General features: G+C 65.4%; 16 protein-coding genes. 4 read left to right on the top strand and 12 right to left on the bottom strand.

Annotated features, from left to right (window positions below; translation table 11 throughout):
- Positions 1-490 (top strand): hypothetical protein (locus CI41S_RS44000; RefSeq protein ID WP_210242645.1); only part of this gene is annotated, 490 nt, incomplete at its 5' end.
- A gap of 391 nt (positions 491-881) precedes the next feature.
- Here CI41S_RS44000 and CI41S_RS12500 read toward each other — a convergent pair.
- The 7 genes from CI41S_RS12500 to uvrC form a co-directional block, all read right to left on the bottom strand.
- Entirely contained in the window at positions 882-1,736 is an 855-nt protein-coding gene (locus tag CI41S_RS12500) for a TIGR01459 family HAD-type hydrolase (RefSeq protein WP_139859267.1), read from the bottom strand.
- 15 nt (positions 1,737-1,751) lie between these two features.
- The gene (locus CI41S_RS12495) at positions 1,752-3,167 is read right to left on the bottom strand and encodes an EAL domain-containing protein (RefSeq protein ID WP_139859264.1); all 1,416 of its coding nucleotides are present in this window, start codon (positions 3,165-3,167) and stop codon (positions 1,752-1,754) included.
- Positions 3,168-3,324: 157 nt separating this feature from the next.
- Positions 3,325-4,296 carry a 50S ribosomal protein L3 N(5)-glutamine methyltransferase gene (prmB, locus tag CI41S_RS12490; protein ID WP_139859262.1) on the bottom strand — a complete coding sequence of 324 codons (972 nt, stop codon included), beginning with the start codon at positions 4,294-4,296 and terminating at the stop codon, positions 3,325-3,327.
- Positions 4,296-4,763 (bottom strand): molybdenum cofactor biosynthesis protein MoaE, encoded by a 468-nt coding sequence (locus tag CI41S_RS12485; RefSeq protein WP_139859260.1) that lies wholly within the window; start codon positions 4,761-4,763, stop codon positions 4,296-4,298. The genes prmB and CI41S_RS12485 overlap by 1 nt, the downstream gene beginning before the upstream one ends.
- A gap of 7 nt (positions 4,764-4,770) precedes the next feature.
- On the bottom strand, positions 4,771-5,022 hold the full coding sequence (moaD, locus tag CI41S_RS12480; RefSeq protein WP_139859259.1) for a molybdopterin converting factor subunit 1: 252 nt from the start codon (positions 5,020-5,022) through the stop codon (positions 4,771-4,773).
- Positions 5,019-5,633, bottom strand: coding sequence for a CDP-diacylglycerol--glycerol-3-phosphate 3-phosphatidyltransferase (pgsA, locus tag CI41S_RS12475; protein WP_139480947.1), 615 nt, complete (start codon positions 5,631-5,633; stop codon positions 5,019-5,021). The genes moaD and pgsA overlap by 4 nt, the downstream gene beginning before the upstream one ends.
- A gap of 194 nt (positions 5,634-5,827) precedes the next feature.
- Positions 5,828-7,909: an excinuclease ABC subunit UvrC gene (uvrC, locus tag CI41S_RS12470; protein ID WP_139859257.1), complete on the bottom strand. Its 2,082-nt coding sequence runs from the start codon at positions 7,907-7,909 to the stop codon at positions 5,828-5,830.
- Positions 7,910-8,173: 264 nt separating this feature from the next.
- Here uvrC and CI41S_RS12465 point away from each other — a divergent pair, with 264 nt between their 5' ends.
- On the top strand, positions 8,174-8,794 hold the full coding sequence (locus tag CI41S_RS12465) for an outer membrane protein (RefSeq protein ID WP_139859255.1): 621 nt from the start codon (positions 8,174-8,176) through the stop codon (positions 8,792-8,794).
- A 230-nt stretch (positions 8,795-9,024) separates the two neighbouring features.
- On the opposite strand, the gene CI41S_RS12460 is transcribed toward CI41S_RS12465, so the two are convergent.
- The 4 genes from CI41S_RS12460 to CI41S_RS12445 all read right to left on the bottom strand — a co-directional run bounded on the left by CI41S_RS12460 (position 9,025) and on the right by CI41S_RS12445 (position 11,775).
- Positions 9,025-9,240, bottom strand: a complete 216-nt coding sequence (locus CI41S_RS12460; RefSeq protein WP_066502379.1) for a cold-shock protein — start codon at positions 9,238-9,240, stop codon at positions 9,025-9,027.
- 255 nt (positions 9,241-9,495) lie between these two features.
- The gene (locus CI41S_RS12455) at positions 9,496-10,356 is read right to left on the bottom strand and encodes a 23S rRNA (adenine(2030)-N(6))-methyltransferase RlmJ (protein WP_139859253.1); all 861 of its coding nucleotides are present in this window, start codon (positions 10,354-10,356) and stop codon (positions 9,496-9,498) included.
- A gap of 142 nt (positions 10,357-10,498) precedes the next feature.
- On the bottom strand, positions 10,499-11,185 hold the full coding sequence (locus tag CI41S_RS12450) for a ribonuclease T2 family protein (RefSeq protein WP_172628008.1): 687 nt from the start codon (positions 11,183-11,185) through the stop codon (positions 10,499-10,501).
- A gap of 125 nt (positions 11,186-11,310) precedes the next feature.
- Positions 11,311-11,775 carry a hypothetical protein gene (locus tag CI41S_RS12445; RefSeq protein WP_139859252.1) on the bottom strand — a complete coding sequence of 155 codons (465 nt, stop codon included), beginning with the start codon at positions 11,773-11,775 and terminating at the stop codon, positions 11,311-11,313.
- Between the two features lie 166 nt (positions 11,776-11,941).
- On the opposite strand from CI41S_RS12445, the gene CI41S_RS12440 reads away from it, so the two are divergent.
- Positions 11,942-12,241 carry a hypothetical protein gene (locus tag CI41S_RS12440; protein ID WP_139859250.1) on the top strand — a complete coding sequence of 100 codons (300 nt, stop codon included), beginning with the start codon at positions 11,942-11,944 and terminating at the stop codon, positions 12,239-12,241.
- A gap of 56 nt (positions 12,242-12,297) precedes the next feature.
- Positions 12,298-12,834 (top strand): DUF3617 domain-containing protein, encoded by a 537-nt coding sequence (locus CI41S_RS12435; protein WP_139859248.1) that lies wholly within the window; start codon positions 12,298-12,300, stop codon positions 12,832-12,834.
- Between the two features lie 528 nt (positions 12,835-13,362).
- Here CI41S_RS12435 and CI41S_RS12430 read toward each other — a convergent pair.
- On the bottom strand, positions 13,363-14,748 hold the full coding sequence (locus CI41S_RS12430; protein ID WP_139480939.1) for an ATP-binding protein: 1,386 nt from the start codon (positions 14,746-14,748) through the stop codon (positions 13,363-13,365).
- Position 14,749: the final 1 nt, after the last annotated feature.

Here is a 14,749-nt window from a genome sequence, read left to right as displayed (position 1 = left end):
CATCGCCGAACACAACGCCGCATTTGCGATCAAGGCCGAACAGCAAAGCACCGCCTTCGTTGCCGACCGCCACGAGGCCTGGCGCGAGGCGCTGTGCGTGATCGAGGAGCGAACCGTCGCCAACGACAATACCGTCGCATGGAAAGGTCGCCGGCTGCAGTTGCCGGAGAGCCGGCTGAGGCCTCACTTCGTCAGGGCCCTGGTGCGGGTGCATGAGTATCCCGATGGCACCGTCAGCGTGTTCCTCGGCCCGCATCGATTGGCGAGGTTTAGCGCCAACGGACAGCAGATCAGCCCCGACGCGCCTCAGCCTGGCAGCGTGCTCGGAGCCGTCAAGGACAAGCCCTGGCGGGCGCGCAAGCGCGCGTCCTTGACCGCTCCTGCGCGCGCCGCCGTCGAGAAAGCGCGGGTCGGGACGGAGAAACGGGCTTCAAATCGAACAAAGAAACCCGCCCCCAGGGCTGACCAGACCGCTCCATCCATGGCATGACAAACCCGGCGCTCCCGTCCACGCCTTCCGCGGGCGCCCAAAACTCCAAAACGAAGGCGACAGATCACGAGCTACAAAAACACGACATCTTCACCCGCTACGGACAGCGGCCTGATCGACCATCGGCTAGCCACCGCCGGCTACTTTGCATGGGGTTGTTTTTCGGCATTTTGGCCGCGGGCCCCTTTCACCTCTCCCCGCTCTTGTCCGCCGAAGCCCGCCTTCGGGCGAAGGCGGATGCGGGGGGAGGTCGGATCGCATGCAGCGTTAGCGGAATGCGATCCGGGTGAGGGGGTACAGGTCTCACCACCTTCACAACTCGTGGAGATAGCCCCTCACTCCAACCCTCTCCCCGTGAAGAACGGGGAGAGGGAGAGGAGAGTGCGCGCCGCTACCACTTCAGCTCGCGCATCAGCGCGCGGGGCGGATGGCCGAACAGCTCCTTCACCGAGGCGGGGTCGAGCTGCTCGATGCCTTCGAACTGCTCGGAATGGATGCCGCGGGTGATGAACAGCAGGTCGATGCCGAAGCCGTGGGCGCCGGCGAGGTCGGTGCGCACGGAATCGCCGATCGCCAGCACCCGTGAGAGCTCGGCCGGACGGCCGCGCCGTTCGGCGGCCAGCGCCATGGCGCGCTCGTAGATCGGCCGGTGCGGCTTGCCGTAGAAGATCACCTCGCCGCCGAGTTCGCGATAGAGCTCGGCAATCGCGCCGGCGCAGTAGATCAGGCGGTCGCCGCGCTCGACCACGATGTCCGGATTGGCGCACACCAGCGTGAGCTTGCGCTCGCGCGCCTTGAGCAGCATCTCGCGGTAGTCTTCCGCGGTCTCGACCTCGTCGTCGAACAGGCCGGTGCAGATGATGTAGTCGGCCTGCTCGAGCGGCACCAAGGTGGCGTCGAGGCCGCGATGGATCGAGCTGTCGCGCTCCGGGCCGACCCAGAAAATCTTCTGGCCGGGATGATCAGAAACGAAATGCCGCGTCAGATCGCCGGAGGAGACGATCGCATCATAGGTCTCGTCGGCGACGCCGAGCTTGCGCAGCTGCCGCTGCACGGAATCGGCCGGCCGCGGCGCGTTGGTGATCAGGATGACGGTGCCGCCCTGCTTGCGGAACGTATGCAGCGCCGCGCAGGCCTCGGGGAAGGATTCGAGCCCGTTGTGCACGACACCCCAGATGTCCGACAGCACGACGTCGACGCCGCCCACGAGGTCGCGCAGCCGTTCCACGAAGCGCAGCGAGGTCATGGCTGGGAATACCGGCTAATTCGGGCCGACGGCGCGGCGCACCAGCGCGGCATTGCCGGTTGCGCGCGGCGGCGCGGCGGGGCTTGAGACAGGGGCTGGAGTGCCGGTGCCATTGAGTTCCTGCGGCTTGGTCTGTGGAGGCTCGGCGGTAGCAGATGCCCCTTCGGGCCGCAACGGCCGCGGTGGCGCGAACAGGAAGCCCTGGCCGAACCGGACGTCGTAGTCGAGCAGGTCGACCACCGAACGCTCGCCCTCGATCCGCTCCGCGATCAAGTCGATGCCGAAGCGGCCGAGCAGGTCGGAGAGATCGGAGGGATGGATGTCGCTGGTCGCGCTCTGCCTGGTGTCGAGCAACAGCGCCGCCGGAACCTTGATGAAGCGGACGCCGCGGTCGGCGAGCTCGCGCGGCTCGAGCCGGAGGTCGGTGACATGGTCGATCGAGAAGCGATAGCCGCGCTGCGCCAGCGCGGCGAGGTTCTCGCTCTCGACCGGGCCGAGATTGCGGAAGGTGGCCTGCTTGAACTCGAGCACGAAGGACGGCGCCAGCGCGCGGTTGGCCTCGAGGAAGTCGAGGCATTGCGTGAAGGTGGCCGGATTGGCCAGCGTCGCCGCCGAGACGTTGCAGAACACGCCGACATCCTTGCTGCGGACCATCAGGCGGCGCAGCACCTGGACGCAGCGGAGCATCACCATGTGGTCGATGCGGCCGATCAGGCCGCCGGCCTCGGCGACCGCGATGAAGTCGTCGGCGGCCAGGATCTGGTCGCGCTCGTCGCGCAGCCGCGCCATCGCCTCGTAGTAGCGCACCTTGCGCTGCGGCAGCGTCACCATCGGCTGCAAATAGATGTCGAGCCGGTTCTCCTCGATCGCGTTCTTGATCGCAGCAAGCAGCTGGCCCTGGCTGCGCGGCGTCGGCGCGGCCGGCGCAGGGGGCGGCTCGGGTGCCGCGGCGACCGCCGGGGCCGCTGCAGCCGGTTGCTGCACATCATCGCGCGGCGGCGAGGACTGGGTTTGCGCCGGCGGCGCTGACGCGAACAGGTCCTCATGGTGGGCGACCGACGCCGCGAGCTGCTTCACCAGCCCGCCAAGCTCGTTGATCTCACCGGCGAGGCCCTGCATCCGGTCGGCGCTGGTGGAATTGACCGAGGTGACGCGGCCCTCGACCGCGGCAAGCCGGCGGCCGAATTCGGCGACCTGGCGAGCGAGGTCGGCGGTGCCGCGCGACAGATCCGCGATCTGGTTGCCGACGTCGCTGCGGTCGCGCAGCCGCATCGAGACCGCGTTGTAGAGGATCAGGAAGGTGAGGGCGGTCAGCGCCACGATCGCCGATTCTGGGCCGCTGATGCCCGCCACCGAATACAGGACGAAGCCGAGCGAGGCTGCGACCAGCACCATGCAGATGGCGATGAAGATCGTCGAAATGCGAATCATGTCGCGCGTCCGCAGCCCCAGTCCGGATATCCCCAGCGGCCCAATCTAGCACCATTGTTGATTCGACGGGCGAGCGATCTTTGGAAGGGGCTGGAACTGCACACGATTTTCGCTTCGCCCATTCCCGGCCCCGCTGCTCGCCCGAACCCTTCCGGGATCAGAGGTCGGCAGCCGCAATCCAGAACACTTCGCCCTCGGAGTCCTCGGTGTCGAGCCAGAGCAGCGGCAGGTTCGGATAGGCCTCCTCGAGGTCGTCGCGGCCGCGGCCGATCTCGCAGAGCAGCCCACCGCGCGGGTTCAGATGGCGGCCGGCTTCATCGAGAATGCGGCGCACGATGTCGAGCCCGTCCGCACCGCCGTCGAAGGCGAGTTTCGGTTCGGCGCGGCACTCGCGCGGCAGCGATGCCATGCCCTCGGCGTCGACATAGGGCGGGTTGGTGATGATGAGGTCGTAGCTGTTGTCGCCGAGCGGCTTGAACAGGTCGCCGCGGTGCAGCGTCAGGCGATCGGCAAGGCCGTGGTCGGCGACGTTGCGCGCGGCGACCGCGAGCGCATCGCTGGAGATGTCCACCGCGTCGACCGTGGCATTGGGAAAGTTTTGGGCAGCGAGGATCGCAAGGCAGCCCGAGCCGGTGCAGAGGTCGAGCACGCTTTCGACCTCGGCGGGATCGCCGATCAGCGAGGTGCCGTCCTCGTCGCCGCCGAAATGCGAATCCAGTAGTTCGCCGATGAAGGAGCGCGGCACGATGGTGCGCTCGTCGACGTAGAACGGCACGCCGCGCATATAGACCTTGTTGACGAGATAGGCCGCCGGCTTGCGCGTCGTGATGCGGCGCTCGATCAGGTCGAGGATCTGCCTGCCCTCGGCTGCGGTGACGCGCGCCGTCGCAAAGCTCTCGAACTGGTCGGGATGCAGATGCAGCGTCTCAGAGATCAGGAAGGCGGCCTCCGCGACGGGATCGGTGGTGCCGTGCGCGAACACGAGCTTTGCCGCGTTGAAGCGGCTGACCGCATAGCGCAGGAAATCGAACAGCGTCAAAAGTTCGCCGGCGCTGCCCTTGAGCGGCTTCGGCGCGGCAGGGCCGCGCTTTGCCGGCGCTTTGGCCGGCGCCTTGCTGCGCTTGGCCATCAGGATTTGGTCCAGCGCGCGGCAGCCGCGTCGTCATGATCGCGCGCCTCGACCCAGTTCGTGCCGCGCGCGCTCTCCTCGCGCTTCCAGAACGGCGCGCTGGTCTTGAGATAGTCCATCAGGAATTCGGCGGCCTCGAACGCGGCCTGGCGGTGCGCCGAGGCGGTCACGACAAGCACGATGTTCTCCCCGGGCACGATGCGGCCGAAGCGGTGGATGACGGTGAGGCCCTGCAGCGGCCAGCGCGCCAGCGCCTCTTCGGCGTGGCGCTGGATTTCGGCTTCGGCCATGCCCGGATAATGCTCGAGCGTGAGCGCCGCGATCGGCTCGTCCTGCTCGCTGCCACGGCAGATGCCGCTGAAGCTGACCACCGCGCCGACATCGGTGCGCCCCTTGCTCAGCGCAGCGATCTCCTGCGCGACATCGAAGTCGGCTTGCTGGATGCGGATGGTCGCTACTACGGACATCGGAAGGTTAGCCGCCCGTCATCGGCGGAAAGAACGCGATCTCGCGGGCCCCGGCGATGGCCGCGTCGGGTTTGACATGGGCCTGGTCGATCGCGGCGCGGATCACCTTGGGTTTCTCGAACGCGTAGGCATAGGCCTCGCTGCGCGCGGACAGCCAACCGATCAGGTCGCCGACGGTGCGCACCTCGGCCGGCGGCTCGATGGTTTCTTCCGCCTTGCCGACGCGCTCGCGCACCCAGGCAAAATACTTCACCTTCATCCCTCATCCTCCTTGATGAGGTGATGGATGCCGGCGCGGAAATAGTCCCAGCCGGTGTAGATCGTGAAGATCGCCGACATCCACAGCAGCACGATGCCGATCAGCGTGGTCGCCGGAAGGATCTGCTCGCCGGCTTCGCCGGCGATCAGAAAGCCGATCGCGACGAGCTGGATCGTCGTCTTCCATTTCGCGAGCTTGGTGACGGGAACGCTGACCCGCAGGCCGGCCAGATATTCACGCAGGCCCGAGACCAGGATCTCGCGGCACAGGATCACGATCGCCGCCCACAGCGTCCAGCCATGGATCGAGTTGTCGGCCGCCAGCATCAACAGGCTGGAGGCGACCAGGAGCTTGTCGGCGATCGGGTCGAGCATCCGCCCGAAGGCGGATTGCTGGTCCCACATGCGGGCGTAATAGCCGTCGAGGTAATCGGTGATCCCCGCCGCGATGAACACGGTCAGCGCGACCCAGCGCAACCATAATGGGCCGTCCAGGATCGACTGCCAGTAGACGCACCCGATAACCACCGGGATCGCGGCGATCCGGGCGTAGGTCAGGATATTCGGAAGGGACATGGTCTTGGGCTGTCCCCGGGTCGTGGCGATGTTCATTCGTCCTACCAATACCGCTGAAACGAGAAGGTCAACCGTGCGGACACTCAACTGCGACGAAGATTAGACTAAATCGTCATCGCGCTTTAGCTCCTTGTTTAAGCACGGTCTTTTCGGAAACCCGCTTGATACCTTTCCGGATCGTGTTCCTAGATGGCCAGCCACAGGCGACGCCCTGATGACTCGCGCCTCCTTTACCCCGGCTGGGCGTGGAAAAACTCGAAAATCTTGCGGGCACTCTCGGCGCTGACGCCGGGAACCTTGCCGAGGTCGGCGATCGAGGCCCGCTCGATCTCCTTGAGCGTTCCGAAGTGGTGCAGCAAGGCACGTTTGCGCGACGGGCCGATGCCCGGGATCTCCTGCAGGCCGGCCTCGCGGATGTCCTTCTTGCGCAGCTTGCGGTGCGAGCCGATCACGAAGCGATGGGCCTCGTCGCGCAGCCGCTGGATGAAATACAGCACCGGGTCCCGCGGCTCCAGCTTGATGGCCTCGCGGTCGGGCATGAACAGGGTTTCGCGGCCCGCATCGCGGTCCGGACCCTTGGCGACCGCCATCAGCGCGACCTGAGTCAGCCCGAGAGTCTGGAAAATCTGCCTGACCGCATTGAGCTGGCCGCGGCCGCCGTCGATGATCACGAGGTCTGGCCATTGCGGGAACGCATCGTCGTCCGCTTTGTCCTGAACTTTGGCGGCGCCGTCCTCCGGCGGCTTCAACAGCCGCTTGAAACGCCGCTCCAGCACCTCGCGCATCATCCCGTAATCGTCGCCGGGCGTCAGCCCCTCGGACTTGATGTTGAACTTGCGGTACTGGTTCTTGATGAAGCCGTCGGGCCCGGCCACGATCATCGCACCGACGGCGTTGGTGCCCATGATATGGCTGTTGTCGTAGACCTCGATGCGCTTCGGGGCATGCGGCAGGCCGAGCGTTGAGACCATCGCCTCGAGCAGCCGGCTCTGGGTTGCGGTATCGGCGAGCTTGCGGCCGAGCGCCTCGCGCGCATTGGTCAGCGCGTGGCTGATCAACTCCTTCTTCTCGCCGCGCTTCGGCACCGAGACCTCGACCTTGTATCCGGCCTTGACCGACAGTGCGTCTGCCAGCAGCGCGCTTTCCTCGATCTCGTGCGAGAGCAGGATCAGCTTCGGCGGCGGCTTGTCGTCGTAGAATTGCGCGAGGAACGACGACAGCACCTCCTCCGGCGTGAAGGTTTTCTCGGCCTTCGGGAAATAGGCGCGGTTGCCCCAGTTCTGGCCGGTGCGGAAGAAGAACACCTCGACGCAGGAATAGCCGCCCTCCTGGTGGATCGCGAACACGTCGGCTTCTTCGACGGTGCGCGGGTTGATGCCCTGCTGCGACTGGATCGCCGACAGCGCCGCGAGGCGGTCGCGGTAAAGCGCCGCGGTCTCGAATTCGAGCTCGCCGGAGGCCTTCTCCATCTCGGCAGCGAGCAGTTCCTTCACGGCGTGGCTGCGTCCCGACAGGAACTCGGTCGCCTCGCGCACCAGCTCGCTATAGCCGGGAAAATCGATCTCGCGGGTGCAGGGCCCGGCGCAGCGCTTGATCTGGTACAGCAGACACGGCCGCGTGCGGCTTTCGAAGAAGCCGTCGGTGCAGGAGCGGATCAGGAACGCGCGTTGCAGCGCCGTGATGGTGCGGTTCACCGCGCCGGCATTGGCGAACGGGCCGAAATAGCGCCCCGGCCGCGACTGCGCGCCGCGATGCTTGAGGATCTGCGGCGCCCAGTGATCGCCGGAGATCAGGATATAGGGAAACGACTTGTCGTCGCGCAGTTGCACGTTGAAGCGCGGGCGCAGCTGCTTGATCAGATTGGCCTCGAGCAGCAGCGCCTCGGTCTCGGTCGTGGTCGAGACGATCTCGACCTGGGTGGTCGCCGCGATCATGCGCAGGATGCGCGCCGGCAGCGGCGCGCTGGCCCGCGCATAGGACGACAGCCGCTTTTTGACGTTCTTGGCCTTGCCGACATAGAGCACGTCATTGGCGGCGTTGAGCATGCGGTAGACGCCGGGCGAAGTCGGGGCGAGGCGGACCGCATTCTCGATCGCGGCATGTCCGATCGAGAGCGTGGCTTCGGCGATGGTCTCGGCCGCATCCTCCGGCGCATCGGGCAGGCGCGCCTCGTCGTCCTCGTCCGCGGCGGAGGTGGCGGGATCGACGTCGCCCGTATCGAGCGTCAGATCGTCCTGCGGCAGATCGGATTTGGCGCCGCGCCGCGCCTTGCGGGGGGCCGGCGCCGGACGCTCGGAAGAATCGTGAACCATGGCCGTAAATTAAGCGCTTGAGTGGGCGGTCGCCAGCGCCCCGCGATGTTGGAAAAGGCGGTCTGATTGCAGGGGGTTATCGGACCCGTACGGCCACCGGGGCGGGTCTGTAACGGATCGTTAGGACTGCTCGGCAGGCGGTAAGGGCCCTTAACAACCCTTTAACTTAAAACTCTCGATAAACCTTAGCGAAAAAAGTGGAAATCCGTAACCACGCCGGTCGGTTGCCGGCGGGCTGCGGCAGTTGCGTGGTGGAGAATACCGATGACCCGGTTGGTTGCGCGTGCGCTGGCGCTGCTCGTCGCAGGTTGGACGACCGCGGCGGCGTCGGCCGACCTCAGCTACGGCTCGCCCTACACCGTCACCCAGCCGCTCAACGCCTACAGCTGGGCCGGCCCCTATCTCGGCGGCAACATCGGCTACAATTGGGGCTCGGTCGCCAACAACCCGACCAAGCCGGCGGGCTTCGCCGGCGGCATCCAGGCCGGCTACAATTTCCAGAATGGGACGCCGTTTGTGTTCGGCTTGGAGGCCGACATCCAGGGCTCCTCGGCGGACGACCGCTTCGCGCCCTGGAAGTTCTCCAATCCGTGGTTCGGCACGGTGCGCGGCCGCGCCGGCTACGCCATCAACAACGTGCTGTTCTACGCGACCGGCGGTCTCGCCTTCGGCGAACTGCGCGGCGAGACTTTCGGTCTGTCGGAGACCCACACCAATGTGGGCTGGACCGTCGGCGCCGGCGCCGAAATGGGCTTTGCTCCGAACTGGAGCGCCAAGATCGAATATCTCTATGTCGATCTCGCCAACAGCCGCTTTGCGATCACTGGCACGTCGAACGGCTACAGCTTCGGCCTGGTCCGCGCCGGCATCAACTATCACTTCTGAGAACAAGAAGACGTCAACCATCAACTCCCGGCCGCGCCTGGCGCGGCCGGGATTTTTTTGTGCTGATGGTTTGGATGTCACGCGCGCGACAGCGCGGCCGCATGTTTTCGCTACACGAACGCCGCCGCTGGCATCCGCATCATGCAGCTAAGTCACGCAGCGAGCGCACGCCGTGCGCCCGGCAACCATTTACATGCAACGCTTCATTCGGCTTGCATCACGAGCCGCGCTCATGATGACACGACCAGGTTGACCGCCTTGGGGCCTTTACCCTTCTTGTCCGGTTCGACCTCGAATGTAATGCGCTGTCCTTCAGTCAGGTCCTTTAGCCCCGCCCGCTCAACGGCTGTGATGTGAACGAACACATCGCGGCCGCCGTCATCAGGCTTGATGAAGCCGTAGCCTCTCTCTCCGTTGAAGAACTTGACTGTCCCAGTCATGGCCATCGGGAAACTCCTCCCCCGTATTGCTCCCCCGCTACGCGCACGCCGCGTAGCGGTTGACCGACATTCGCTTGTCGGAAGCCTGGCCACCTGAACAGGCCGGCGTCACGCCGCCGGTCTGCCTGGATTTTATTTCGGCCTTGTCACTCCGCCGCAACCATTCGCGGAAGCGGAACGTAAAGCCAGTCGTAACAGGATGAGCATAATACGGTTCCGCGCCGATTGCCTACGATCAAATGCACTTTTCAAATGGTGCGATTACGGATGAGGCGTCTCTATTCTGAAGCGCCCAGCGCCGCCCTGGCCAAGCGGCTTTTCGAGTTCGGGCAAGATGAGTTTTAACTCACTCACCAGCGTCCATGGCGGATTCACGATCAAGAGCCCAGTCGACACGAGGCCACCACCGTATTCTTGCGGTGCCACACTGAATTCCAAACGCAAGCATTTGCCGGCCGGCCGGCTCGTTGCAGCTGCTGCGGCGACGCTGCGCGCGAGGTCGTCGGTGGCTCTCCGTGATTTTACGGGATACCAGATCAGGTAAGAGCCGGTCGGCCATTTTGCGAAGGCTTCGACGAAGCCGCGAGTCAGTCGTTCGAACTCGTCCTTTGCTTCGAATGGCGGATCGATCAACACCAGTCCGCGCCGCTCGTTCGGTGGCACGAAAGCGGGCAGTGCCATCCAGCCATCGAGATCGACGACACGCGCCTGGGTGTCGCGCCGCAATGCGTCGATCAGCTGTTTGCGCGCTTCAGGCTGGATTTCGCAGGCGGTGAGACGATCCTGCGGCCGCAGCAATGCTCGCGCTATCAACGGCGAACCGGGATACGCCTTCAGTTCCGCGGCCGGATTGAACGACCTGACGATGTCGAGATAGGGCGCGATCAGCGGCAACGCCTTGTCGGTGAGCCGCGCCTGCATCAATCGCGCGATGCCGGTGAGCCATTCGCCGCCGCGCTGCGCTTCGCTCGATGTCAGGTCGTAGAGTCCGGCGCCGGCATGGGTGTCGATGACGCGGAACGGCGCGGGCTTCTCCTGCAGATAGGTCAGCATGCGCACCAGAACGATGTGCTTGATGACGTCGGCGAAGTTGCCGGCATGAAATGCGTGGCGATAGTTCATGGCGTAGCGATGCCGACATCGGGCCGGCAATGCAACCCTTGTTGCTCGGCGCAATGCGCGGCAGCAAATCGGGCGCGCAATCCCGCATTGCAGAATTCAGGGGCGGCGGGCTCCCTTCGGATTACTCCGTAATAGCCGAATCTCAACCGCCACGCACCGGCGGCATCACCACCTGGTCGCGGCGGCAGGCGCGGCGGTCGATCTCCTCGCAGGATCGGAACTGGAGGTCCTTGCTGAGGCAGATCCGCACCTCGCTGAGCCGCTTGCTGTCGCAGGTGATCGCGATCGCCGAGTTGCTCAGTCCCGGGTTGACCTTGATGAAGGCGGCCTCCAGCGCATCGGGCGCGATCGTCTTCGGCTCCGCCAGTTGCAGGAATTCCTCGGGGATCTTCACCGCCGCGCGGGCCTTGCGGATCGCCTCGAAATAGGCGCGCTCGCCGAGACCCGAGCAGGTGCCGTGCTTGTCCCACTCGTTGTAGATCAGCCCGGGCGCCGGCATCAGGTCGAGCATCGAGCTCATGATGCCGCGGGCGAGCCGCGGCGAGGGCCGCTGGCAGTATTCCGGGAAGCCGCGCTCATATTGCGGCCACAGGCCGTGCACGACGAATGAATAGGGCCGTCCGCCGCACTGGGCCTGGGTGCCGCGGCCATTGTTGCCGCGCTCGCTCGCCGCCTCGCAGAACGAGGGCGACCACGACAGCGAGAGCACATAGAAATCGAACTCGCCCGGCGCATTTTGCCGGCGGTCCTGGGCCGGCGCCCCCGTGCTGCAGAGGACCAGGGCGGCAATCGAAATCAGAAATCGGGAAATTGTGACCAACCGAGGCATCAAATGCTCCCTAACTCGACCTGGCCGAAACCTAGCAGGCCACCGGAACATTTCAAGAACAAAAGCGTTGCACCGCCCGCAGGCGGGCCGTCTGCGCGCGATGTCTCGGCTGATCTAGCGGAAGGTCAGGGCCGCGCGGCCCTGCAGGCCGGGTTGTAGGTCCAGTCGCGGTCGAGCCCGGTGACGCACCACTCGACGCCCTGGTTGAAGCCGGCAAAGCCGCCGTCCTCGATGATCGAGTAATGCACGGCGCGGGCCTTGCCGTCGCTCAGCATCACCGTGCCGGAGCAATAGCGGCGCGGAATATTGTCGGATTGCCAGGGGCGGAACGCGGTTTCGTGGACGCGGGTGAAGCCGGTGATCACCAGCGGCGAATTCCAGAACGTTGATTCCTTCTCCTGGAAGCGCTCGGTGATGACCGGGATGGCCGCTTCGCACGGTGCGACCCTGCCGTCATAGCGCGGGCCGGACAGCCAGAAGTTCAGCTCGAGCGGATTGGCGGCCTGCGCGGTGCTCCCGGGGGCCAGCACGCCGAACACGAGCGCGGCGCCGAGGCTGAGCTTTTTGAGGGAGATGAGCAGGTTGCGCATGGGAATCCACCCGATTGTCCGATGCCGCGGACGGTGCCGTGAAGCCCCGGCAAGGTCAAGTGCAGCGCGGCAACACCTGCGGAGAAGTCCACGTTTGGCCGGCGGCTCGTGCTTTTCACGGCCACCGGCGCACTCTATGTTGCCGTTGAGCGAAATGGAGTCTGCGATGCGAAGGAAAGTGGCCGCGTGCCTGGTTGCCGTTTGCGGGATGCTGGCCGCGCTGCCGGCGCAGGCCGATTGGCTGCAGACGGTACCGCCGTTCAAGGGCAATGATACCGGCGGGATTGTCGCCTATACACTGGCGGCGCAGACCGATGCCCGGCAGCTCGCCGTCGACCACTGCGCGCGCTACGGCAAGGTGGTGAAGTTTCTCTCGGTGCAGGCCCATCCGGGCGGCTATCTCTCGTTTGCCTGCCGCTGGGTGCCCTACGGTTCCGAGAGCCGGCCGCTGCGCACGCTCTACTGAGCGCCTGACGGCCAAGCGCTGACCGCCATCGCCACGTTTCGCCGGGAGCCATTCGCATGACGCGACAGCTTGCTTTGCTTGGTTCGGCCATCTGCCTTGTCCTGTCGGCCGGCACCGCCGGCGCCGTCGAGCTGCCGACCCGCAAGGCGGGCCTCTGGGAAATGAAGATGGTGCGCAGCGGCGGTCCGATGCCGGAAATGACCATGCAGCACTGCACCGACGAGACCACCGACAAGGAGATGAGCACGGCGGCCTCGCCGATGGCGAAGGAGATCTGCTCCAAGCAGGACATCCAGAAGACCGCGACCGGCTATGTCACCGATTCCGTCTGCAGCGTCGCCGGCGTCACCGTGCAGGGGCATGCCGAGATCACCGGCGACTTCAATTCGGCCTACACGGTGAAGAGCACCTCGCACGCCGAAGGCGGCAAGGCGGGCGCGCACGACACCACCATGACCATCGAGGCGAAATGGCTCGGCGCCTGCAAGGCCGACCAGAAGCCCGGCGACATGATCATGCCCGGCGGCATGAAGATGAACATCAAGGACATGGAAAAGCTGAAGGGCTTGCTGCCGAAGCAGCCGCCGAAGTAGCGCGCCGCTTACGCATTGCCAAACTTTCCCCGTCATCCTGAGGTGCGAGCCTCTTCGGCGAGCCTCGAAGGATGAATCGGCCCGGCTGGTGGCCGATTCATCCTTCGAGGCTCGCAAGAGCTCGCGCCTCAGGATGACGGGTCGATTTGATCAGCTTGCTCGGTGTCATCACCCGCGCATGCGGGTGATCCAGTATTCCAGAGACGGTAGTGCTTGAGCCGATAGGCCGCGGCGTATTGGGTCGCCCGGTCGAGCCGGGCGACGACAGCAGTGGATGCAGACAAAGCCTCACATCCTGTCAGGATGACAGGTTGAGAGATTGCAGCAATTCTATCCTTCGTCATTGCGAGCGAAGCGAAGCAATCCATCGTGCCGCATGTGCGGAGGCATGGATTGCTTCGTCGCTATCGCTCCTCGCAATGACGGGCCGCAGAGATTTACGGCCTTTCGGGACACGGATTGAGAGCCGTGGTCCGCGTCGCGAGCTCCCGGATTGCGCTGCGCTTCATCCGGGCTACGCGATCGTTCCTACACCGGCACCCGGACTGCGGCGCGCAGGCCGCCCATCGGGCTCTCGCTGAGCATGATGTCGCCGCCATGCGAGCGGGCGATGTCGCGGGCGATCGCAAGGCCCAATCCGCTGCCGCCTTCGTCCTGGTTGCGGGCGTCGTCGAGCCGCAGGAACGGCTTGAACACTTCTTCGCGCATGTTGGCGGGAATGCCGGGGCCGTCGTCGTCGACGGTGATGGTGAGGTAGCGGTGGTCTCTGTGGCCGGTGATCGAGATCGTATCGGCGTGCCGCGCTGCGTTGGAGACGAGGTTGGCGAGGCAGCGCTTGAACGAGGCCGGCTTCACCGTCACGACCGGCAGGCCGTGGAATGCGACCGTCGTGGTGTGGCCGTGGCGCTCGGCGTCGCTGCGCAACTCTTCCAGCGCCATCGCCATGTCGGTCGGCTGCGCGACCTCGCCGGAATCGCCGCGCGCGAAGGCGAGATAGTCCTCCAGCATCATCGACATCTCGTCGACGTCCTTGCGCATCGCGTCGATCTCCGGACCTTCGCCGAGCAGCGCGAGCTCGAGCTTGAAGCGGGTCAGGATGGTGCGCAGATCGTGCGACACGCCGGCCAGCATCGCGGTGCGCTGCTCGATCGAGCGCTCGACGCGCGCCTTCATCTCGATGAACGCCTGCGCCGCGCGCCGCACCTCGCGGGCGCCGCGCGGCCGGAAGTTCGGCGCCTCGCGGCCCTTGCCGAAACTCTCGGCGGCATCGGCGAGCCTTAGGATCGGCTTGATCTGGTTGCGCAGGAACAGCACCGCGACGATCAACAGGATCGTCGAGGTACCGAGCATCCAGAAGATGAAGATCTCCGAATTGGAGGCGTAGGCGGCGCTGCGCTGCGCGAAGATCCGCATCACGGAATCGTCGAGCTGGACGCGGATCTCGACCAGATTGGATTTGCCGACGGTGTCGATCCAGAACGGACGGTTGATCTGCCGGCCGAGTTGCACCGACAGCGTCTGGTCGAGCAGCGAGAAGAACGGCTTTGGTCCCGGCGGCGGCATGTCGCCCGCGGGGAGGAAATCGACCACGAGCTGCAGCTTCTGCGCGATGCGGCGGAGCTGCGCGCGGTCCTTGTCCTGCGGGTAGTTCTTGTAGACGTCGATCAGCGCGGCGATATCCGATACCACCGCGGCCGACAGCCGCCGCGTCACCGTGTTCCAGTGCCGCTCCATGAACACGAATGCGACCACGGTCTGCAGGATCACCATCGGCACGATCATGATCAGCAGCGCGCGGGCATAGAGGCCGGTCGGCATCCAGCTCTTGAACGCATTGCCAACAGCACCATTGGCCTTCGAGACGCGCTGCGACGCGTTCTTGATTAGGGTCAGGCCGGTGTCGAGCGTGCTCATG

The sequence above is a fragment of the Bradyrhizobium ivorense genome (assembly GCF_900696085.1).
In the GTDB taxonomy this organism is placed as follows: domain Bacteria; phylum Pseudomonadota; class Alphaproteobacteria; order Rhizobiales; family Xanthobacteraceae; genus Bradyrhizobium; species Bradyrhizobium ivorense.
This window is presented reverse-complemented; position numbering and strand designations above follow the sequence as displayed.